Here is a 20753-nt window from a genome sequence, read left to right as displayed (position 1 = left end):
CGTGATGAAGGCATCCCGCGGGCTTCCCGCCGATCTGGCCCACCCGTTCTCGCCACGCGGCCGGGCCGATCCGTACCCGGCGTACCGCTGGCTGCGGGCCAACGACCCGGTGCACTTCGACGTGACCTCCCGCATGTGGCTGCTGACCGGACACGCCGACTGCGCGCTGGCGCTGCGTGACCCGCGCTTCTCCGCGGCACTCGGCCAGCGTGAGCGGGTCAGGGAGGACGCCCTGCCGCCGTCGATGCTCACCACCGACCCGCCCGAGCACCAGCGGCTCCGCTCGCCGGGCGCGCTGCTGCTCGGCCCGGCCGCCATCCGCGGCATCGCCGCCGGCATCGCCCGCGAGGTCGACGAGGTCATGGCAGGGCTGGCCGGACGCACGGAGGTCGAGGTCACGGCCGACATCGGCGAACCGGTCGCGACCGGCGTGCTGGCCAGGCTCTTCGGGCTGCCGGCCGCCGCACGTACGGAGTTCGCCGGGCTGGCCGCGCGCACCTCGGTCAACCTGGACCCGCTGGCGGGCCCCAAGGAGGCCGCGGCGGGCCGGGCCGCGATGGGGGAGCTCACCCGTTTCCTCGGCGCGCACGCCGACCGGGCCCTGGGCGGGCGGGACGAGGACGGGCGGACCTCGCCGTTCGGCAGGCTCGCGGCCGACGACCGGCTCACCCGGCCCGAGATGCTCGGCGTCGCGTCCCTGGCCATCGTCGGCGGCTGGAAGCCGCTGGCCGAGATGGTCGGCAACGCGCTGTACTGGCTGCTGCCGCGCCCCGAGGAGGCGGCGCGGCTGCGCGAGGGCGGCGAGGAGGCGGCGGGGACGGCCGTCGACGAGCTGCTGCGCGTGGAGGCACCGATCCCGTTCATCGCCCGCGTGACCACCGAGGCCGTGCCGCTGGACGGCGGGACGATCCCGTCCGGGGCCCGGGTGCTCGCGCTGATCGCCGCGGCGAACCGGGATCCGGCGGTCTTCGACCGGCCGGACGACCTGGTGGTGACCCGCTCGCCCAATCCGCACCTCGCCTTCGGCGGCGGCACCCATTTCTGCCTGGGTGCTCCTCTGGTCAGGCATGCCGGGGCACTCCTGCTGCACGACCTGCTGAGCCGGTACCCCGGGCTGCGCGCCACGGGGTCCCCGCCCGTCTGGGCTCCGTCGCTCGTGCCCCGGCGGCTCGACGGCTTCACCCTCGCCCTGTGACAGGCCCCCCGGCCTGCCACGCGGGCCGTATCACTTGACGTTGGCGCCGCGCCACCTGAAGCTCAGCAGCGTCAGCAGCAGCGAGGCCACGCACCAGGCGCCGAGCACGGCCGCGGTGCGGCCCAGCTCCCAGGTGCCGGCCGGTTCCACCACGGCGAAGTCGGCCGGCAGGAACACCGACCGCAGACCCTGCGTCATCCACTTCAGCGGGAAGAACGCCGCGATCGTCTGCATCCACGCGGGGAGCTGGCTGTAGGGGAAGAACACCCCCGAGATGAACTGGAGCACCAGGAACGGCAGCGTGACGATCGCCGCGGCCGACCTCGCGTTCGGGATGACCGAGCTGAACGCGACGGCCAGCAGCGAGCAGGCCATGGCGCCGAGCAGCAGCACCCACAGGAAGGTGACCCAGTGTTCGGTGGTCGCCGGTAGCGGCAGGTGGAACAGCGAGACCCCCACCGCCAGCAGGATCACCGCCTCCAGGATGCCGGTCACCACCACGCGGACGATCTTGCCGACGAAGTACGCGGTCTTCGGCATCGGCGAGGACGCCAGCCTGCGGATCATGCCGGTGTCCCGCTCGATCGCGATGTTGATCGCCAGGCCGTTGAAGCTGACGCTCATGATGCCGCAGGCGATGATCCCGGCCACGAACGTCTGCTTGAAGTCGGTGTGCGTGCCCGGAACGGTGCCGGAGAAGATCGAGCCCAGCACCAGCAGCAGGACGACCGGCAGCAGCAGCGTGAAGAACAGCGACTGCTTGTTGCGGAAGAACGACTTCAGCTCCACCGACGACCGGGCCATCGACGCCCGCCACAGGCCCGAGCCACGTCCGGTCGCGGTCCGCGCCGCCGGGCCCTTGCGGGCCACCGCCGCGTCGGGAGTTGTCATGAGTCGGCCCCCTGGTTCTCGCTGATGAGCTTGAGGTACACGTCTTCGAGCGTGGGGCGCTGGACCCGCAGGTCCGGCAGCTCGTGGACGCCCGCCTCGGCGGCCCACGGGAGGATCGCCGCGAGCGCCTGGGTCGGGCTGTGGGTGTGCAGGGTGACGACCTCGTCGTCGGACGGGTCGACCAAAGCGTCCGGTGGCAGCAGCGGCAGGGTGAGGCCCGCCATCCGGCCGACGCGGGTGAAGCTCACCACGGCCGGGGTGTCGCGACGGCCGCCGAGCTCGGCGACGGTGCCGACCTCCACGACCTTGCCCGCGACGATGACGGCCGCCCGCTGGGCCAGCGCCTCCACCTCGTCGAGGTAGTGCGTGGTCAGCAGGGTCGTCTTGCCCCGGTCGGCGAAGTACCGCACCAGCTCCCACGCTTCGAGCCGGGCCGCCGGGTCCAGGCCCGTGGTCGGCTCGTCCAGGAAGATCAGGTCCGGGTCCCCCACGATCCCGACCGCGACGTCCAGGCGGCGGAGCTGGCCGCCCGAGAGCTGGTGCGCCTGCTTGCGCTCCTGCTTGCGGAGCCCGACCATCTCCATGGCCTGCTCGACCGGGAGCGGCGCCGGGTAGAACGCCGCGAAGTGCTCGATGACCTCACGGACCGTGAGGTCGGAGTAGGCGCCGGTGGTCTGCGGCACGATGCCGAGCCGCGCGCGCCACTCGGGGGCGTCCTCGGCCGGGTCCCGGCCGAGTACGCTCACGTCGCCACCGGTGCGACGGCGAACCCCTTCGAGGATCTCCACGGTGGTCGTCTTGCCCGCGCCGTTCGGCCCGAGCAGGGCGAAGACCTCGCCGGGATGGACCTCCAGATCCACGTCCTGGACGACGCTCGCGTTTCCGTACCGCTTACGTAGCCCACGCACGTGAATCGGGTTCGCCGTGTCGACGACCGCGGCCATGACCTCTTCCTCTCGCTCGGGGGACCGCCGGGCCGGCGGTCCCTTGCCGAGGCCACGCCGGTGAGCGCGGCCGGTATGTCGAGCGTCCTCAGGTGCAGCAGCAGCAGGGGCAGCAGCAGCAGTTGATGTCGACGCCCGCGGCGATCGAGTCGAGGTCGCCCTCGCTCAGCTCGGCCAGGTCGATCTGCGGGGTCTCCGGGACGTGGAACTCGAAGACGCCGCTCTCCAGACCCCGCTCCCACAGGGCGACCTGGACGTCGAGGTTGCTGTCGTGGTGGCCTTCGGGCACGTTGCGGACGAGGGTGACCTGCGCGCCTGCGGGCAGTTCGAGACCGGCCTCGGCGAGCGCCTCACGCGGGTTTGTGTCGAGCTTGGTGGAGAACTCCTCGCTCGACCAGGCGGTGATGAGCACGCGGGTGTAGGCGTTGACGAATTCGGTCCGCTCTTGGGGGTTCAGGGCCATTGTGTCCTCCTGGAGCTTTTCGCTGCGGCGCGACTCGCCGTCTGGAATGAAGTCTCGCATGCGAAATTCAGGGTGCCCAGACTTAAATTTCCGGGGCCAGAATATAAGTATTGAGGGGCCTTGTGCGAGGGGGTACGCTGTAAATGCACCCCCGTGAAGAATACGCTTCACGAGTACGTATCAAAGCATTCGCATATACGTATTCAAAATGAATGCCGACGTAAGTGATTGGGAGAGCCGATGTCCGGGACGTACGTATCTCCCCGCCTTCCTCCGGGACCCGGCGGCACCCAGAGCCTGCGCACGATGCGCGACGCTCCCCTCGACTTCGTCACCGCGATGGCGGCCTACGGCGACGTCACACGGCACGACGCCGACGGCGGGCCGGTGTACATGCTCAACCGGCCCGACCTCGCCAGGTACGTACTCAAGGAGAACGGGGCCAACTACACCAAGGACGGCACCCCCGACGACGACATGCTCCGGCCGCTGCTCGGCAACGGGCTGCTGACCAGCAGCGGGAAGGAATGGGCCGCGCAGCGCAAGATGTGCGCGCCGGCCTTCCGGCCCAGCGAGGTGGAGAAGTTCGACGAGGTCATCACCGGCGCGGCCGGGAACCTGGCGCGCCGCTGGGCCGAGACCCCGTACGGGCAGCCCGTACGCGTCGATCACGACCTGACCGCGCTCACGCTGACCGTCATCGTGCGCGCCATGCTCGGCACCGACATCGGCGGCATCGGCGATGGGTTCGGGCGCGCGGTGGACGCGGTCAACCGCTTCATCGGCCACTACGTACCGAACGACGACCCCGACCCCGCCGACACCTCCGTACGCTTCGCGGGTTTCCACCGGGCGCGCGGGTTCCTCGACCAGGTGACCCGCCTGATCATCGCGGCCCGCCGCGCGGGCGGCGGCGACGGGCACGACCTGCTCACCTCGATGCTCGCCTCCGGGCACCACATGTCCGACACCGACCTGCGCGACCAGGTACTGACGATCATCATGGCCGGGCACGAGACCACGGCCAAGGCGCTCACCTGGACGCTGTACCTGCTCGACCGGCACCCGGAGATGGCGCGGGACGCGTACGCGGAGGTGGACGACGTGCTCGGCGACCGTACGCCGGTCGCCGCCGACCTGCCGAGGCTGGTGGCCTGCCGCCAGGCGATCCAGGAGGCGATGCGGCTCTACCCGCCCGTCTGGCTCATCTCGCGGCGCTCGGTCGAGGACGACGTCATCGGCGGCTACGACGTGCCGGCCGGCACCCTGGTCTGCGTCAGCCCGTGGGTGCTGCACCGCGACCCGAGGTACTGGCAGGACGCCGACGCGTACCGGCCTGACCGGTTCGCGCCCGAACGGGTGGCGCTGCACCTCAGCCACCAGTACCTCCCCTTCGGCGGCGGGCCGCGCGTCTGCGTCGGGCAGCACTTCGCGATGGCCGAGGCCACCCTCGTGCTCGCCGTGATCCTGCGGCGGCTGCGCCTTGAGCTGGTCGAGGGCTTCCCCGTCGAGACCGAGGCCCTGGTCACCCTGCGGCCCAAGCACGGCATGATGATGATCCCGAGGTCCCGATGAGCGCCCCCACGGTCCACCGGGCCGGTTCCTACGACGCGGCCAACACCACCTCAGGCGGGCTGCGCGGCGAGCTGGCCCGCCTGGAGGCCCAGGCCGAGCTGTCCTTCGACGAGGAACTGCGCATCATGCGCGAGCTCGGCCTGCGCGGCGCGGGCCCGCTGCTGGAGCTGGGCGCCGGGTCAGGGGCGGTCACCCGCCGGCTGCGCGCCGCCGAGCCCGACCTGCCCATCGTGGCGGCCGACATCGACGAGACCGTGCTCGCGCACGCCGCCTGCCCCGGGGTGCCCCGCCTGGCGGCCGACGGCCGGGGGCTGCCCCTGCGCACGGGAAGCGTCGGCGGGGTGCTGCTGCGATACGTACTGCAGCACGTGGCCGACCCGGCGCCGGTGCTGGCCGAGGCGCTGCGCGTGCTGCGGCCGGGCGGGCTGCTGATCGTGGTCGAGGTCGACAGCATGCTGTGGGGGCTCGCCGACCCCATGTACCCCGAGCTGGCGTCGGTGCACGCCACGATGGCGGGCGCCCAGCGCGGCGCCGGGGGCGACCGCCAGATCGGGCGGAAGCTGACCCGGCTGCTGCGCGGGGCCGGCTTCGCCGACGTGGCGCTGCGCCCGTTCGCCACCACCAACGACGACCACCCGACGGAGGCCTTCGCGCCGCACATGGGGCCGGAACGGCTGGTCCCGCTGGTGGCGTCGGGCGCTCTGTCGATGGCCCAGCTCGCCTTGGCGGCCGACCGCTGGAAGCGGTTCAGGTCCGACCCGGACGCGTGGGTCATGCTGCTCGGCTTCGTCGTGGCCGGCACCGCACCGGGCGGTCCGGCCGGAACCACATGGAGGAAGAGATGAGCCCGTTCTGGAAGATCTTCGTTGCGATCTTCGCTTACATCAGTGGGATCGTCGGCCTGGCGCTGGCGGTCATGAACGCGAGCCAGAAGCCGCCCACGACGTCGCTGGCCGTCATCTACGGCGCCGCCGGGATCATCTTCCTGGGGGTGGGTGTCGTGCTCAGCAGGAGGCCGCGCTACTAGCCGGCGGCGAGTGGCCGGTTCCCGCCCCCCACGGCGGCGAACCGGCCCATGCGTGCCTCACCGGACATCTCCCCGACGCATGCCTCAGCGGACATCGCCCGGGCGTGCCCGGCCGGGCGGCGGTCACGCGGGATCGCAGGGGCGTACCTCCACGATGTCGCCCGGCGCGTACGGCATCTTGCGCGCCCAGGACTCGGCCTCGTCGGCGGACTGCACCTCGATGACCCAGATGCCGCCGATCTGCTCGCGCCCGACCGCGTACGGGCCCGCGACCGCGGGCCCGTCGGGGCGCACCAGCTTGGCCGCGTGGGACCTGGTCAGCCCGCAGCCGTACTTGACGATGACACCCGACTCCACCATCGAGCGGCCGAACTGGCGGTGCGCCTCGGCCATCTTGTCCCGCTCGGCCTCAGTGAAGGCGTCCCAAAGCGTCTCGTCGCCATGTATGAGTAGCACGAAATCCACGTGTTGATCCTCCCTCATGGGTCCTGCCCGTGAGCGTGACGCCGTGAGGAATGACCTCAAGGCGCGGGCGGGGGCCGCCGAGGCTTGGCATGAGCCCTGTCATCCTCCATGCTCGCAGAGACGCAACTCAACCACGTCCCCCGGTTTCAAGGGGAGGCGTTCCGCCCATGCGACGGCCTCGTCCTCGGAGGGCACGTCCAGGATCCACATCCCGCCCAGTTCGGGCTCGCCGTCGTCGCGCGGCTTGGCGTCCGCGACCGACTCGGGGCGGGCCAGGCGGCAGCCGTAGACCACCCGCACGCCCGACTCGCGCAGGCCCGCGCCGAACGCGCGGTGGGCGGCGAAGTAGTCCTGCCGTTCGTCGCCGGCCATCTCGGCCCACGCGCTCTCGGCTCCGTGGATCAGCAGTGCGAATTCCATGGTCACGTCCTCGGCTCGGTCACGCGGTCACATCTGCCGGCTGGCCAGGCGGGCGAACAGCCCGCCGGTGTCGGAGACCAGCTCGTCGTACTGGCCCTGCTGGACGATCCGCCCGCCGTCCATCACCACGATCTTGTCGGCCGCCCTGATCGTGGACAGCCGGTGGGCGATCACGATGCGGGTGGCGTTGAGCTGGCGGGTGCTCTCCGCGACGGCGTTCTGCGTGGGGTTGTCCAGGGCGCTGGTGGCCTCGTCGAAGAAGACGATGCGGGGCCGGGAGACCAGGGCCCGCGCGATCATGATCCGTTGCCGCTGGCCGCCCGACAGGGTGTTGACGCCCTCCGACAGGACCGTGTTCATGCCCATCGGCATGGCCGAGATGTCCTCGGCCATGCCGGCCATCGAGGCGGCCTCCCAGGCGTCGTCGACCGAATGGTTGGTGCTGCCGATGATGTTCTGCCGGATGTCCCCGGCGAGCAGCGCGCCGTTCTGCAGGACGACGCCGCACTGCCGCCTGACCGCGCCGATGTCCAGCTCGGTCAGGTCCTGGCCGTCGTACAGGACGGTGCCCGCGACCGGTTCCTCGAAGCCGAGCAGCAGGCGCAGGATCGTGGACTTGCCGCTGCCGGTGGGGCCCACGATCGCGACGAACTCGCCGGGGTCCACCGACAGGTCGATGTCGCTCAGCACGAGCGGGCCGTCGTCGCCGTACCTGAACGACACCCGGGAGATGGCGATGCGGCCCGACAGGTCGCCGGGGTCGGCCTTGCCCGTCTGCTCCTCCGGCTCGGCCGACAGGATCGGGGCCAGCTTCTCCAGCATCGGCACGATGCTCATCGCGGTGATCGCCGAGCCGGTGAACTGCAGCACCGAGGCGATGAGCAGGTTGAACGCGGCGAAGAACGCCAGGAACGCGGCGATGGGAAGCTGGCCGCGCAACGGCCCGCCCGCGATCGCGAAGATGAGGACCGAGCACACCAGCGGGTAGCCGGCGTTGAACGTCGTGACCAGGTTCTGCAGCCGCCGCGCCGAGGCGGAGGTGCTGCGCGTCTGCAGGAAGTCCCGCGTCCACACGCTGAACGCCTGGTCCTCGGCGGCGGCCACCCGCAGCTTCGGCACGGCCGTCAGGAGCTGGAACACCCGCGAGGACAGCTTCTGCTCCTGCTCGTACAGCCGGCGTTGCAGGCGGACCTCGAAGTACCCGGCGAGCCCGCACACGAACACGCTGACCAGCACCAGCAGGGTGGCGATCAGGGCGAGCCTGCTGTCGTAGAAGTAGACGAGCACCAGGTTGGCCAGCCCGGCGAACAGCCCGAGCGTCGCGGTCGTCATGACGCCGGACAGCATCTCCTGGGCCGCGCTGACCCCGAGCACGGTGGTGCCCAGCTCGCCGGTGGAGTACCGGGCGAAGAACGTGGCGGGCAGCGACAGCAGCCGGGTCCAGGCGCCGGCCTGTAACCGGGACGACGACCGGCCCTCGATGCGCAGCGCGGCGACGTTCTGCACGATCGACAGCGCGCCCGCCACCAGCGCCCCGCCGATGACCAGCAGCGCCCCCTCCACGATGAGGTCGTGCTGGGCGCGCGCGACGAACGTGCCGAGGACCATGCCGGTCATGGCCGGCACCAGCAGGCCGATGATCGCGACCAGGGTGCCGAGGGACGCCAGCACCCAGAAGTCGCGGCGGTTGCGCGCCAGCCCGAACCGCAGCAGCCCGGCCACCGTGCGCACCTCGCGCGGCAGCGGCTGGTACAGCACCTCGGCCCGGTTGGACAGCGTCGCCGCGACCGCCGCGGTGACGGGGGTGACCCGGGTCTGCCCCGGTTGCGCGACCACGTAGTGGGTGCCGATCGGCAGCAGCGCCACGGGGACGTCGTCGGCCGCCCGGAAGCCCACCATGGGCCCGAGGTCCTTCTTCCACCATCCCTCGTCCAGCCGCACCGTCCGGGTGCGCACCCCCGAGACCAGCGCGATCGCCTGCAGGGGATCGACGTGCCTGCCGTGCGTGCCGCCGGGCGGCGGCGCGGTGACGCGGAACCCGCCGTGCGAGGCCACCAGCCGGGCGGCGGCCAGCGCGGGCGAGTCGGTGGTGACGTCGGCCAGCCGCACCCGGGCCTCGGTGTCGCGCACGAGGGTGTCGAACCCCTGGCGCGCGGTCCGCATGGCGCCCGCCTCCCGCTCGCCCCGGCGGGTCAGCATCTCCACCTCGCGCAGGCCGTGCCGTTCGACGCGGCGGTCCACGGTGTAGAGGAAGCGGGTCGCGTACTCCACCCACCTGGCCCAGATCGTCTCGTCGGCCAGCAGCTCCCACGTCGTCTTGGCGGCGAGCCGGGTCTGGCCGGTGGCCACCACCCAGTCGCGTTCGGTCACGCAGACCTCGGCGCCGGCGGTGAGCCGCCCGGCGACGCCTTCGGGCATCTCGATCGCGCCGTCCTCGACGGTGAGCCAGCAGATGCCGTCCACCGACCGCGCCGCCTCGCCGTCGGCCAGCTCGGTGGACCTGCCGGTGGACAGCGGGACGAACTCGCGCGGGGGCAGGCCGTTGCGCATGGCCTGGGCCAGCGAGACGATGCCGGCCTCAAGCCCGCGGACGAACTGCTGGACGGCCACGCCGTACTCGCCGGTGGCCATGGTCCCCGAGCGGCCGGTGGCCGACAGGGCGCGCAACCGGCCGAGCGGCATCCGGGACACGCGGGTGCCCGGGATGGGGCGGCCCACGATGCTGTGCCGGGGGCCCTTGGGCGAGCCGAGCAGCAGCGCCCCCTGGCGGACCCGGCACAGGTAGTTCCACCGCCCCACGGGCAGGCCGTCCTCCAGCCGTACCGCGAAGAGGTCGACCGCCCCCTCCTCGACCAGGAGCACCTCCCGCAGGTCGGACAGGACGTGCATGCGGTCGGCCGAGTAGTCCACCGGGGTCGCGGCCTCGGCGAAGAAGGGGACGAATCCCGTCACGGTCAGCTCCCGTCGCCGTTTCTGTGGGCGTTCTCGATGAGCCGGGCGTAGTGCCCGCCCTTGGCGACCAGCTCTTCGTGGCGGCCCTGTTCGACCACCTCACCCTGGTCCAGGACGAGGATCTCGTCCGCGTCGCGGATGGTGGACAGGCGGTGCGCGATGATGAGGCAGCCGCATCCTCTGCGGCGCAGGTTGTCGGCGATGATCCGTTCGGTCTCCGAGTCCAGGGCGCTGGTCGCCTCGTCGAGGACCAGCAGGGTGGGCTGGACCGACAGCGCCCTGGCCAGCTCCAGCCGCTGCCGCTGCCCGCCGCTGAAGTTGCGGCCCCCCTCCCTGACGTTGCTGTTCAGGCCGCCGGGCCGGGCGGTGATCATGTCGAAGATGGCCGCGTCGCGCAGTGCCGCGATCACCACCTCGTCGGGGATGTCGTCGCTCCACAGCGTCAGGTTGTCGCGCACGGTCCCCTCGAACAGGCTGATGTCCTGGTCGACGTAGGCGACCGACACCGCCACGGCCGTGCGGGAGTACGCCTCCCTCGGGAGGCCGTCCAGCAGGACCTGGCCCGACCCGGGCACGTACAGGCCGGCGGCGAGCTTGCCGACCGTCGACTTGCCGCTGCCGGAGTTGCCGACGATCGCCACCCGGCGTCCCGGCACGACCGAGAACGACAGGTTCTTGATCACCGGGGGCGCGATCGGGTTGTAGCCGAAGGACACGTCGTCGAACTCCAGGCTGCCGTCCAGGCGGACGTCCACCGGCGGCGCCGGGCGGGGCTCGAAGACGTGCGCGACCGGGTAGCGCTCGACGTCGTACAGGCGGTTGATGTCGGCGGAGATGTCCTGGAGCTGCCCGCCCAGGTTGGTGAGCTGGGTCACCGGCCGCGACAGGGCGTTGAGCAGCGTCTGGAAGGCCACCAGCATGCCGACGCTGATCACCCCGTCGACCACGCGCAGGCCGCCGATGAGCAGGATGAGCCCGCTGTTGACCCCGGCCAGCAGCGGCGGCACCACCGTGAGCGTGGCGGTGGCGACGCCGAGGCGCTGCTTGGCGGTGACCGCCTTGGCCAGGAACCCGGCCCAGCGCTGGAAGGCGTTCGGCTCGGCGCCCGAGGCCTTGACGGTCTCGATGAGCTGCAGGGTGTTGAAGGTGGTGGACGTCAGGTTGCCGAGGTCGGCGCGGAGCGCGGCCACCGCGTCGGTGCGGCTGCGGGACACCCGGCGCAGCACCAGGATGTTCAGCAGCGCCATGGCGACCCCGACCAGGCCGAGCAGCAGGTCGTACCTGATGAGGATGGCCGCGTAGAACAGCACCAGCACCAGGTTGACGGCGGTGACCGCCAGGTCGCGCGACAGGATCTCGGCGACGGTGTCGTTGGCCTGCACCCGTTTGGCGACCTCGGCGGGGCGGCGTTGCAGAAAGAACTCGACGGGCAGCCGCAGCAGGTGCCGGAAGAAGCGGGCCGAGCTGACCAGGCCGAGCCGGATCTCCAGGCGCAGCAGGTAGTGCCGTTGCACCGACGTCAGGACGAACACCGCGACCGACGTCAGCCCCATGCCGAACAGCAGCGGCACCAGGTACCCGGGGTCGCGGCCGGACAGGATCCTGTCGATGTACACCCGGCTGAACGCGGGCCCGATGATGCCGGGCACCACCAGCAGCAGGCTGGCCAGCAGGACCAGCGGCAGCGCCCGGCCGGACGGCATCCGCCGCGCCAGCAGGGCCTGCCCGACCCGGGTGGGCCGCCCGCCGGGGCGGAAGTCCGGGGACGGCTCGAACGTCAGCACCACGCCGGTGAAGCCGGAGTCGAAGTCCTCCCAGTCGACCAGGCGCGGCCCGCTCGCCGGGTCGTTGACCGCGACCATCTCCTTGCCGAACCGGGTGCGCACCCCCTCGACGACCAGGAAGTGCTGGAACGCCCAGAAGATGATCACCGGCTTGGCCGCGGTCCGCAGGTCCTGGGCCTCCATCTGGAAGCCCCGGGCGATCAGGCCGTAGCGCCGCGCCGCGTTGATGACGCTGGAGGCCTTGGCGCCGTCCCTGGAGACCCCGCAGGCGGCCCGCAGTTCCTCCAGCGGGACGAACTTCCCGTAGTACCCGAGGATCATGGCCAAGGAGGCGGCGCCGCACTCCACCGCCTCCATCTGGATCACCGTCGGGGTGCGTTTCCGCCATCTCCACCGCCGCCCCCGGGCGGCCTTGGCGGCGGCCGGGCGTGGCGGCCTCCCCGCCTCGGGAGCTCGGGGCGGGCTCGCCGTGGCCTGGCTCATGCGTCCCTCCAGTTCGGGCCGTTCGGGTGCCGCTTCAGCGGCCGAGCATCAGGTCGAACAGGGTCTGGCTGCCGAGGTCGATCGAGCCGGTCACGTTGACCTGGGAGGACAGTCGCAGCGGCGGGCCCGCCTTGGTGGACCACGCGTACCCCGACGTCGTGTGCGGGTCGCGGTCCAGGTCGACGATCACCAGCCGGGGCGGCGTGCCGTTGAGGTAGCCGTGCGCGGCGGACTCGCCGCCGACCAGGTCGGCCACCTCCTCAAGGATCAGCGGGTAGGTGCTGACCGAGGCGACCCGGCCGCGCAGCAGCCCGAAGCTCCCCGGCGGGGCGGTGGAGACCGACAGGTCGACCTGCCTGCCGGGGACGACGCCCAGCATGCGGTCGGCCGGCACGAACAGCATCGCCACCAGCCGGTCGCCGGGCGCGTCGGTGCGCTCGACGGTCAGCAGGTCCTCGCCCGGCATGACCATGTGGCCGTCGTCGGTCGTCGCGGCCACCACGTGCCCGCTGAACGGGCTGTGGACCAGGCGCGGGGTCGTGGAGTCCGTCTCGATGATCTCCACCACGGCCTGGCCCCGCTGGACGGTGTCGTCGGGATGGACCAGCATCGTGCGGACCAGCCCCGCGTACGGGCTCTGCAGCTGGGCGGTCCCGCCGGGGTGGGTCAGCAGGCCGGTCGCCGACACCGTGACCGGCAGCCGCCCGACGAACGCCCACACCGTCACCGCCGCGACGATGATCAGCACCACGAAGGTGGCGATCCACCCGCGCGGGGAGGCCAGCAGGGTCGGGGAGTCGAGCTCGTCGGGCTCCCGCATCCGCTGGAGCGCTTTGAAGCGGAATTTCATCTCGCATCACCGTTTGCTGCCGAGGACCAGCTCGCCCACGCTGCCCTCGGCGTAGTAGTCGAGCCCGCTCGCGGCGGCGAAGTCCTCGGCGTCCCCGCCCCCGAGCCCGCACACGGCGAGGCCCATGGCGGTGCCGACGAGATACAGCGTCTGGTACAGGACGCCGACGTGCTTGAGCACCAGGGAGTAGGCGATGGTCTCGTACTTCCACATCACCCGGCCGAAGCGCGCGGTGACGATGAGCACCACCTGCGGGTCGGCCGCCAGCACCGCCGAGGACCTGGCCCGTTCCACCAGGATGGCGGTCGCGGGGCCGGGTTCGGCGACGCGCTCCAGCGCGTGCCCGGCCGTGTCGTAGTGCCACAGGCCCGGCTCGGCGCCCTGGCACGAGACCACCAGCGGGTAGACCTCCAGTTCGTGGACCGACCCGCCGGAGGGGTAGGGGCGGTCGACGAGTTCCTGGCCGTCCGACCCGGTGTACCCGTCGCGCCGGCGCATCGACCGGTAGAGCAGCTCGCCGAGCTGGTCCACCGTGATCGGGTCGTCGGGGTCGTGCTCGCGCAGCGACCGCCGCCGTTCGAGCGTCTCGGTCAGGCTCGGGTCGGCCTTGGCCACCACCTCCAGGTCGGGCGGGGACAGGTCGATCCTCGGGCCGCCGAACGCGGGCGGGGCCGAGGGCATCGGGCCGAAGCGGTCGCCCAGCGGGTAGGTACCGCCGTAGCGGCCGGTGACGCGCGGCCCCCGGCTGTGGGCGTGCAGCCACAGGTCCCTCGGGGACCACTGCGCGATCGGCTGCGTCTCGTCCTCGGAGGTGGGCGCCAGCAGGCCCGCGGCGGCGAAGAACCGCAGCATCGGCCCGACCGGCAGGCCGGGGAGCGCCCCGGCCAGCTCGGCCGGGGTGGTCCAGCCGGCCAGCGCGCCGAGGATCGCGGCCGCGTCCGGCGCCAGCTCGACGATGCCGGAGTGGCGCGGGGAGCGCACCGCCAGCACGCCGTCCTCGGCCGTCGTGACGGCGAACCGCGACAGCCGCACCCGGTCACCGGGGCCGGGCGCGGCCCCGGGTTCCACCGGCCCGGCGCCGACCGGCCTGAGCCGGGCGGCGTCCACGCTGTACTCCAGCAGGCCGCCCTTGCCCAGGCGGCGCACCAGCATGTGCCAGCGGAGCAGCCCGGCCTCCCCGTCGCCGGCGACGACCGTCGCGGTGAGGTCGGCCTCGGTCACGTCCCCGGCGGCCAGCGCCCGCAGGGCGCCGGCCGTGCCGGGCGGCAGGCCGCGCAGCGCCGAGGAGCCCCCCGGGGTGGTCACCCGCAGGACGCCGTCGGCCTCCGATAGCTCCGCGTCGCGGCGAAGCCGTAACTTCGTGTCGGTCACGGTCTGCTCCTCCCGCTCAGAAGAAGACGCTGGTCGGGTTGAGCTGGTCCTCCGTGCGGGCCTGCGGCACCCAGCCCAGCGCGACGGGGACGTCGTACAGGCGCCCGGCGCCGAGCCGCCGCCAGAAGTGCCGCATGCCGGGCGCGATGACCCGGACGACGCTGAGCTCCAGGTCGGGGCGGGTCTGGTCGAGCACGACGACCTCGATGTCGCAGGCCCTTGCCTTGGCCACGCACGTCTCGACGTCCGCCGCCAGGTCGTCGCCGCCGGACAGGGGGTGGTCGGCGAGCGAGCGCGTCCCGAGCGAGGGGTCGGGGACCAGCCAGGGCTCGTTCGCCAGCTTGGTCTCCTTCCACCAGGCCAGGGTGGCGACGTCGTCGTCCAGGTAGATGGTCTCCCCGGCGTCGTCGCGGCGTTCCACCGACGGCAGGAACTGGTTGACCTCGGTCAGCGTCCTGATGGCCGCGATCCTCGGGTCCAGGTGGGCGCCGAAGCCGACGATGACGTCCTCGACCGGGTGGCCGACGCGGTGGGAGACGCCGACGAAGGCGGGGATGCCGAGGTCGGTGGTGAGGTCGAGCAGCCAGATGTCGCGGCCCATGCGCCGGTAGAACTCGCGCAGGGTGTCGACGTAGGGGTCGCGCAGCGAGTCCAGGTCGAACGCGGGGCGCCGCGCCCGGTTGTACCACCACAGGGCGACCGCGTCGCGTTCGACGAGTTCGCAGAAGCCCTGGAGGATGGCCTCCTCGATCGAGTTGCCCGACGCGTTCCCGTTGGAGTCGCCGACGCAGTAGAAGTGGCGTTCCAGGTCCGGGTGGCCGTACCAGGCGTACCCGGAGGGCACCAGCCGTTCGCGCTCGTCGGTGAGCGACCAGGCGGGCGACCAGTCGATGGGCAGGTCGGTGCGGAACTTCTCGGGCACCAGGTGCAGCCGGTGGCCGGGGTCCTTGTTCCACGCGTCGCGCCCCGCGTACTGGCCGGGGGAGAAGTGCAGCAGGGATTCGGGGTGTACCGCCACGGCCGGGTCGAGGTCGGCGTAGGCCGCCTCGCGGACCGGCTCGTCGCCGCGCCACACGCCCGAGTAGCGCTCGATGGCCTCGCACAGGGCGCTGACCTTGGCCTGGACCTCGGTGCGTCCCTTGCCGCCGCTCTGCCCGCGCAGGTTGCGGCGGAGCAGGTCCATGTTGTCGCCGACCATGGCGAAGTTGTGGCCGGCGGTGAAGCTGTAGGTGACGCCGTTGTCGTACTCGGCGAAGGTGTGCAGGCGGGTGACCGCCCCGATGAGCGGGCTGATGTGCTTCTGCAGCCGGTCGTAGGTCTGCGAGGGCGGCTCGATGCGGTAGCCGCCGTCGGTGACGTGGCGGGCGTCGCGCGAGGTGAGCACCACCTTCGGGCTGCGCTCGGTGATCAGCGACTCCTCGCCGCAGGCGGCGCACTGCGGCAGCCGGACCATGGTGTGCTCGGTGGCGGCCAGGGTGCGCAGGTCGATCGTGGTCATCTTGCCTTCGAGCCGGGACGGGGCGCCGGTGGCGGCGATCCGCGCCAGTTCGACCGCGAGCAGGCCGCCGGCGATCGCCGGTCCGGCGGGGACCGACTCCCGGGAGGGGTGCACCGGTGTGCCGCCGGTGCCGAGCTTTCCGGCGAGGTAGCGCTCGACCTGCCGGTTCCCGCTGATGCGCTGGGACAGGCAGGACCAGCAGCCGGTGCGGCCGGGCTGGAGCACCGGTCCGGCCCACAGCGTCATCCCGGCGGGCTTCACCAGCGCCCACGGGTGCTCGGCCGCCAGGTAGGCGGTGTTGAGGCGCTCCAGCGCCGGGTCGAGGTAGTCGTTGACGACGACCAGGGTGAGGGCGCCGCTCGGGTCGGCGGCCTCGGCGAGGTCCACCTGCCGTACGCGTAGTCCGTGTTCGCGTAGTTGTGCGATGACCGTGCCGGGATCGGCGCCCGCGCCGGTCACCGTGAATTCGGTGTCCGCGAGCGAAACCCTGACCTTTTCCGGGTCGAGACCTTGTGCGTCCCAGTACGCGAGTGTGTGCTCCGGCCAATCAGGCCGGCCGTCCGCCAGGTGCCCGAAGGCGTCGAATTTGCGAATGGCGGTGAGCACCTGCATAAGCGGCAGTTTGCCGCTCAGCGCCACCGCGATGTCGGCCACCGTGTGCCGTCCGTCCAGGTAGGGGAGCACTTCGGCCGTCCCCGTCCCCTGGATGAGATAATGCTGGCCCTCGGCGAGCAGGAACACCTTCGACCCATCGACGACCTGGGCCGTGAAATGCGCCTTGAGGCGTGGGCGGTCCATGGCCCTCCCCGTATTCGCTTGATTACCTTTGATCGCAGAGTTGCACCCGGGCCGGACCGGTGTAAAGACGCATTCCGGCCGTACGTATTGGGGCGGTATTCAAAGGGCGACGTACGGGATGCGTATCCGGGAAATGCGTACGGCGCATTGCGGTCCGCGCTCGCGTACGTTTCGGGTAAGATCCATACGGTCGCCCCGGGTTGGGCGGTGTTCTACGCGTAAGCCCAGTAAACCGGCCACAAGGGATGATAAGTCCCTTTGGTGGTGAATTAGGTATTGACAACCGACCCGTCGTTCGCGGCATGATCGTGGCATCAGACGTAGCCACCCGGCCCTTGGGGGAGCGATGTCTTCAGGGCAGCCGGTGCTGCACCGCGACATCGAGCTAGCGGCGATCCAGGAGGCGATTTCCCACGTCTACGCGGGTAAACCCTCCGTTCTGGTGATCCTCGGTCCCCGGGGAATCGGCAAGACCACCCTCCTGCACGCCGCCCTCGCGCGAAAGCCGGACATCGGCGCCATCCTCATGGCCCGCGGCCACTCCGACGAGCACGACTACCCTTTCGGCGTGGTCCGCCAGCTGTTCGATCCGCTGATGGGCGGGTCGGGCAACGGGGTGCCGCCCGCCACGCCCGGGTCGCTGGTCCTCCCCGGGCAGGTGTACGAGAACCACGGCGGCGGGCTCGTCGCGCCCGACCTGCTGCAGAGCCTCTACCGCTCCACGCGCTCCATCACCACCGGCTCCCAGCCGCTGATCATCGCCATCGACGACGCCGACTACGCCGACCCGCAGTCGGCCCAGTGGTGCTCCTACATCGCCCGGCGGCTCGACGACCTCCCGGTCATCATGATCCTCACGGTGGACTCCCAGGGACGCGGCGGACGCGAGATCGTCCGCGAGATCGCCGCCCTCCCGTACGCGCGGCTGCTCCGGCCGGCACCGCTCTGCGCCACCTGCGCCGGGCGCCTGCTGGAGGGGGCGATGGGCACCGCCGTGGACGCGGACGTCGCGGCGGCCTCCCACCGGCTCACCCAGGGGAACCCGCTGCTGCTGCACCAGATGGCCGGCCAGCTCCTCGCCGCCGGGGTGAGCCCGGAGAAGACCGAGCTGACGCGGGTGCTGGAGATCGGGGCGGTGTCGCTGACCGAGACGGTGCTGCGCTGGCTCGCCGACCACGACCCCGCGAGCGTCGACCTGCTGCAGAGCCTCGCCATCGTCGCCCCCGAGGACGGGCTGGAGACCGCCGCCATGCTCTCGGGGTTCGGCCAGCTCGTCGCCGAGAAGGCGGGCGGGACGCTGCGCGCCGCCGGGCTGCTCGCCGGGCTGCCGGCCGGCCGGTTCGCCCACGAGCACATCCAGCGGACGATCCTCGCGGGCATGGACCCCGCCGTGCGCGACGGCCTGCACCGCAGGGCCGCCTCCCTGCTCTACCGCCTCGGCGTTCCGGTGGAGCGGTCCGCCCGGCACCTCATGTCGGCCGGCCCGACCGGCGACCCCTGGAGCGTGACCGTGCTGCGCGAAGCGGCCCGGGAGGCCGCCGCCGAGCACTCCTGGGAACCGGCGACCCGCTACCTGCACCGCGCCCTGGCCGAGTCCGGCGACCCGACCACCGACCTGGAGGTCACCGCCGAGCTGGGCGCCGTCGAGATGCACCGCGACCTGCCCGCCAGCCTGCGGCACCTGCGCACGGTGTTCGCCCGCGTCCGCGCGGCGCCGCAGAACATGCTGGCCCTCACGCCCTTCGCCGACATCCTGGTGACCGCCAACTCCGCCGAGGCCGGCGACATCTTCACCGAGGCCGTCGCGATCGCCTCCGAGGCGCCCACGCCCTTCGGGCCCGACCTGCTGCTCGTCCTCGCCGCCCAGGCGCTGCTGTGGGGCAGGTCCGCCGCGGTGCCCGGCCTGCTTCGCCGGCTCCGCGGCTCCTCGCGCCTGCTCGCCACCCCGTCGGCGCAGCAGTTCGTGAGCGCCCTGGCCCTGGTCACCGGCGTCCGGGGCCGCAACCTGCCGCGGACGCTCGCCCTGACCCGGCGGTGCTTCGACGGCAAGGGCGTCGCGCCGCTCGGGGCGGTGCTGCCGCTCATCTGGTGCGACCGGATCGACGAGGCGTCGTACTGGTCGCAACGCGTGGTCACCGAGGCGCGCTCCGCCGCGTCCGACACCCGGCTGGTCCTGTCGCTGCTGGTCAGGTCCGAGGTGGGCTACCAGCTCGGCAGCCTTTCCGCCTCGCTGCGCGACGCCGAGGAGGCGATCCGGTTCTCGGCGGCCTCGCGCGCCGAGGGGTTCCACGTCGCGGCCCTGGCCAACGCCGGCCGGGCGCTCGTCGAGCTCGGGGACCTGGACGCCGCCGAGCGGGTGCTGCGGTCGGTGGACCCGTACGGGGACTGGCACCCGCTGGTCGCCGGCCAGATCATGGACGCCCTCGGCCGGCTGCACGTCGCCAGGGGCCGCCCGCAGGACGGGCTGCGGATCCTGCTGGAATGCGGGCGGCGCCTGGCCTCGGCCGGCATCACCAACCCGGCCTGCGTCCCCTGGGGCACCCACTCGATCCTCGCGTACGTGCTGTTCGGCGAGCGTTCCGCCGCGCGGGCGGTCGCCGAGCGCGAGCTGGAGCTGGCCCGCGCCTGGGGCGCGCCCACCACCGTCGCCCGCGCGCTCAGCGCGGGAAGCGTCGCCTACGAGGGGACCGCGCGGCTGGACATGCTGCACGAGGCCATCGAGCTGCTGCGCAACAAGGGCGCCCGCCTGGAGCGCACCCGGGCCCTCATCCGCCTGGGCATCGCCCAGCGCCAGTCGGGCGACGAGCAGAAGGCCCGCGACACCCTGACCGCCGGGCTCCGCCTCGCCGACGACTGCGGCGCCGTCCGGCTGGCCGCCCTGGCCGACAAGCACCTGGCCGACACCGGCGCCCGCGTCCCCGGCGCCCGCGTCCCGCCCGTACGCCGGGAGGGCGCGCACCCGCTGACCGTGGGGGAGCGCCGCGTCACCGACCTGGTCCTTCAGGGCATGAGCAACCTGGAGGTGGCCACCACCCTGTCGATCAGCAAGCGCACCGTGGACACCCACCTGGCCCGCATCTACCGCAAGCTCGGCATCCACGCCCGCGCCGAGCTGGCCGCGATCCTGAACGCCCTGACCACCACCCTGCCCGCCGTCCCCGAGCCGGGCACGCGGCCCGCTCCGGTCCTCGACCTCGACGACCCCATGGAGTACCACGCCGTCCTGTGAGGCCGGCGGCTCCTGGCCCGTCAGGTCCGTCACGCGGGCACCGGCTCGTCGATGAGGGCGACGCGGACGGCCGAGGGGTCGCCGCCGGCGAGCGGCACGGCGAACACCGCGATCCGGCCCTGGGCCGCGTACACCACGAACCGCAGGCCGTCCTCGTCCCAGGTGTCCTGGACGTCGGAGCTGAGCCGCGCGGACGCCGAGCAGTAGGCGGGGCTGAGGTAGAGCAGCCGCAGCGTGACCTCCAGGGGGACCTCCCCCGGCGGGGGTGCGGCGAGCGGCCCGCGCAGCCGCACGACGAGCCGGCGCAGGGGCGTCAGCCAGTAACGGTCCAGCTCCGCCGAGAGCCCCACCAGGACGGCGGCCTCGGCCAGGCCGAGGGCCGCGAGCGGCGGGGTGACCGTGAGGGGACCCGCGCCGATCACCGCCAGGCTCATGACGAACAGGAGCCCGGCGCGGGCGAAGGCGCGCGGGTCCGCCGGGCGCGCGTGCCCGCCGAGGCAGCCGCACGAGGAGGCCGGCGCGGCCACGCGCGCGTAGGTGAGGTAGGCGAGGAACCCCGCCGACAGCGCGGCGGCGGCCAGGCCGTCCACCGGCAGGGCGGGCGGCGCCAGCAGCGCCGCCGCCACCGCGAGTTCGAGGACGCCGGTCAGCCGGTACGCGTGGACCGCGCGCCCCGGTCCGGCCAGCCGGGCCAGGGCGCTCTGTTCCGCCGACGCGCGCGCCCGCCGCCCGAGCAGCTTCGCCATGGCCGCCCAGAGCAGCAGGGGGCCGATGACGTACGCCTGCAGCGCGGCGATCCCGTGCATGT

16 protein-coding genes are annotated in these 20753 nt (G+C 72.5%); 5 read left to right on the top strand and 11 right to left on the bottom strand.

The window, feature by feature from the left end:
- Window positions 1–4 precede the first annotated feature (4 nt).
- Window positions 5–1195: a cytochrome P450 gene (locus NYZ98_RS20140; RefSeq protein WP_262844375.1), complete on the top strand. Its 1191-nt coding sequence runs from the start codon at window positions 5–7 to the stop codon at window positions 1193–1195.
- Window positions 1196–1225: 30 nt separating this feature from the next.
- Here the strand turns inward: NYZ98_RS20140 and NYZ98_RS20135 are convergent, their stop codons facing one another.
- From NYZ98_RS20135 to NYZ98_RS20125, 3 genes are all read right to left on the bottom strand, one after another.
- A complete protein-coding gene (locus tag NYZ98_RS20135; RefSeq protein ID WP_262844374.1) occupies window positions 1226–2086 on the bottom strand; it encodes an ABC transporter permease in 861 nt (286 codons plus the stop codon).
- On the bottom strand, window positions 2083–3030 hold the full coding sequence (locus tag NYZ98_RS20130; RefSeq protein ID WP_262844373.1) for an ABC transporter ATP-binding protein: 948 nt from the start codon (window positions 3028–3030) through the stop codon (window positions 2083–2085). Before NYZ98_RS20130 ends, NYZ98_RS20135 begins: the two co-directional genes overlap by 4 nt.
- 88 nt (window positions 3031–3118) lie before the next feature.
- A complete protein-coding gene (locus tag NYZ98_RS20125; RefSeq protein ID WP_262844372.1) occupies window positions 3119–3493 on the bottom strand; it encodes a hypothetical protein in 375 nt (124 codons plus the stop codon).
- Window positions 3494–3799: 306 nt separating this feature from the next.
- On the opposite strand from NYZ98_RS20125, the gene NYZ98_RS20120 reads away from it, so the two are divergent.
- From NYZ98_RS20120 to NYZ98_RS20110, 3 genes are read left to right on the top strand one after another with little or no spacing between them, the layout of a single operon-like run.
- Window positions 3800–5068, top strand: coding sequence for a cytochrome P450 (locus tag NYZ98_RS20120; RefSeq protein ID WP_262844371.1), 1269 nt, complete (start codon window positions 3800–3802; stop codon window positions 5066–5068).
- Window positions 5065–5913 (top strand): class I SAM-dependent methyltransferase, encoded by an 849-nt coding sequence (locus NYZ98_RS20115; RefSeq protein ID WP_262844370.1) that lies wholly within the window; start codon window positions 5065–5067, stop codon window positions 5911–5913. Before NYZ98_RS20120 ends, NYZ98_RS20115 begins: the two co-directional genes overlap by 4 nt.
- Window positions 5910–6095, top strand: coding sequence for a hypothetical protein (locus NYZ98_RS20110; protein WP_262844369.1), 186 nt, complete (start codon window positions 5910–5912; stop codon window positions 6093–6095). Before NYZ98_RS20115 ends, NYZ98_RS20110 begins: the two co-directional genes overlap by 4 nt.
- 123 nt (window positions 6096–6218) lie before the next feature.
- Here the strand turns inward: NYZ98_RS20110 and NYZ98_RS20105 are convergent, their stop codons facing one another.
- The 7 genes from NYZ98_RS20105 to NYZ98_RS20075 all read right to left on the bottom strand — a co-directional run bounded on the left by NYZ98_RS20105 (window position 6219) and on the right by NYZ98_RS20075 (window position 16716).
- Window positions 6219–6560, bottom strand: a complete 342-nt coding sequence (locus tag NYZ98_RS20105) for a YciI family protein (protein ID WP_262844368.1) — start codon at window positions 6558–6560, stop codon at window positions 6219–6221.
- A 99-nt stretch (window positions 6561–6659) separates the two neighbouring features.
- Window positions 6660–6980 (bottom strand): YciI family protein, encoded by a 321-nt coding sequence (locus NYZ98_RS20100; RefSeq protein ID WP_262844367.1) that lies wholly within the window; start codon window positions 6978–6980, stop codon window positions 6660–6662.
- Between the two features lie 27 nt (window positions 6981–7007).
- Window positions 7008–9932, bottom strand: coding sequence for an NHLP bacteriocin export ABC transporter permease/ATPase subunit (locus tag NYZ98_RS20095; RefSeq protein ID WP_262844366.1), 2925 nt, complete (start codon window positions 9930–9932; stop codon window positions 7008–7010).
- Window positions 9933–9934: 2 nt separating this feature from the next.
- The gene (locus tag NYZ98_RS20090) at window positions 9935–12199 is read right to left on the bottom strand and encodes an NHLP family bacteriocin export ABC transporter peptidase/permease/ATPase subunit (RefSeq protein WP_262844365.1); all 2265 of its coding nucleotides are present in this window, start codon (window positions 12197–12199) and stop codon (window positions 9935–9937) included.
- 34 nt (window positions 12200–12233) lie between these two features.
- Window positions 12234–13049: an HlyD family efflux transporter periplasmic adaptor subunit gene (locus tag NYZ98_RS20085; protein WP_262844364.1), complete on the bottom strand. Its 816-nt coding sequence runs from the start codon at window positions 13047–13049 to the stop codon at window positions 12234–12236.
- Window positions 13050–13055: 6 nt separating this feature from the next.
- Entirely contained in the window at window positions 13056–14420 is a 1365-nt protein-coding gene (locus NYZ98_RS20080; RefSeq protein ID WP_262844363.1) for a SagB family peptide dehydrogenase, read from the bottom strand.
- Between the two features lie 16 nt (window positions 14421–14436).
- Complete coding sequence (locus tag NYZ98_RS20075) at window positions 14437–16716, bottom strand: TOMM precursor leader peptide-binding protein (RefSeq protein WP_262844362.1); 2280 nt, start codon at window positions 16714–16716, stop codon at window positions 14437–14439.
- A 346-nt stretch (window positions 16717–17062) separates the two neighbouring features.
- Here NYZ98_RS20075 and NYZ98_RS20070 point away from each other — a divergent pair, with 346 nt between their 5' ends.
- Window positions 17063–19945 carry an AAA family ATPase gene (locus tag NYZ98_RS20070; RefSeq protein WP_262844361.1) on the top strand — a complete coding sequence of 961 codons (2883 nt, stop codon included), beginning with the start codon at window positions 17063–17065 and terminating at the stop codon, window positions 19943–19945.
- Between the two features lie 29 nt (window positions 19946–19974).
- Here the strand turns inward: NYZ98_RS20070 and NYZ98_RS20065 are convergent, their stop codons facing one another.
- On the bottom strand, window positions 19975–20751 hold the full coding sequence (locus NYZ98_RS20065; protein WP_262844360.1) for a MauE/DoxX family redox-associated membrane protein: 777 nt from the start codon (window positions 20749–20751) through the stop codon (window positions 19975–19977).
- Window positions 20752–20753: the final 2 nt, after the last annotated feature.

This window comes from Sphaerisporangium corydalis (assembly GCF_025506355.1).
GTDB classification, from domain to species: domain Bacteria; phylum Actinomycetota; class Actinomycetes; order Streptosporangiales; family Streptosporangiaceae; genus Sphaerisporangium; species Sphaerisporangium corydalis.
The sequence above is the reverse complement of the archived record's forward strand: the minus strand, read 5'-3'. Positions and strand labels throughout refer to the sequence as shown.

Excerpts from the sequence above, each read along its gene's own strand:
- NYZ98_RS20120 (WP_262844371.1), top strand. The coding sequence starts at position 3,800 with ATGCGCGACGCTCCCCTCGACTTCGTCACCGCGATGGCGGCCTACGGC.
- NYZ98_RS20115 (WP_262844370.1), top strand. The coding sequence starts at position 5,065 with ATGAGCGCCCCCACGGTCCACCGGGCCGGTTCCTACGACGCGGCCAAC.
- NYZ98_RS20135 (WP_262844374.1), bottom strand. The coding sequence starts at position 2,086 with ATGACAACTCCCGACGCGGCGGTGGCCCGCAAGGGCCCGGCGGCGCGG.
- NYZ98_RS20065 (WP_262844360.1), bottom strand. The coding sequence starts at position 20,751 with ATGCACGGGATCGCCGCGCTGCAGGCGTACGTCATCGGCCCCCTGCTG.
- NYZ98_RS20070 (WP_262844361.1), top strand. The coding sequence starts at position 17,063 with ATGTCTTCAGGGCAGCCGGTGCTGCACCGCGACATCGAGCTAGCGGCG.
- NYZ98_RS20125 (WP_262844372.1), bottom strand. The coding sequence starts at position 3,493 with ATGGCCCTGAACCCCCAAGAGCGGACCGAATTCGTCAACGCCTACACC.
- NYZ98_RS20090 (WP_262844365.1), bottom strand. The coding sequence starts at position 12,199 with ATGAGCCAGGCCACGGCGAGCCCGCCCCGAGCTCCCGAGGCGGGGAGG.
- NYZ98_RS20100 (WP_262844367.1), bottom strand. The coding sequence starts at position 6,980 with ATGGAATTCGCACTGCTGATCCACGGAGCCGAGAGCGCGTGGGCCGAG.
- NYZ98_RS20085 (WP_262844364.1), bottom strand. The coding sequence starts at position 13,049 with ATGAAATTCCGCTTCAAAGCGCTCCAGCGGATGCGGGAGCCCGACGAG.
- NYZ98_RS20110 (WP_262844369.1), top strand. The coding sequence starts at position 5,910 with ATGAGCCCGTTCTGGAAGATCTTCGTTGCGATCTTCGCTTACATCAGT.
- NYZ98_RS20130 (WP_262844373.1), bottom strand. The coding sequence starts at position 3,030 with ATGGCCGCGGTCGTCGACACGGCGAACCCGATTCACGTGCGTGGGCTA.
- NYZ98_RS20075 (WP_262844362.1), bottom strand. The coding sequence starts at position 16,716 with ATGGACCGCCCACGCCTCAAGGCGCATTTCACGGCCCAGGTCGTCGAT.
- NYZ98_RS20140 (WP_262844375.1), top strand. The coding sequence starts at position 5 with ATGAAGGCATCCCGCGGGCTTCCCGCCGATCTGGCCCACCCGTTCTCG.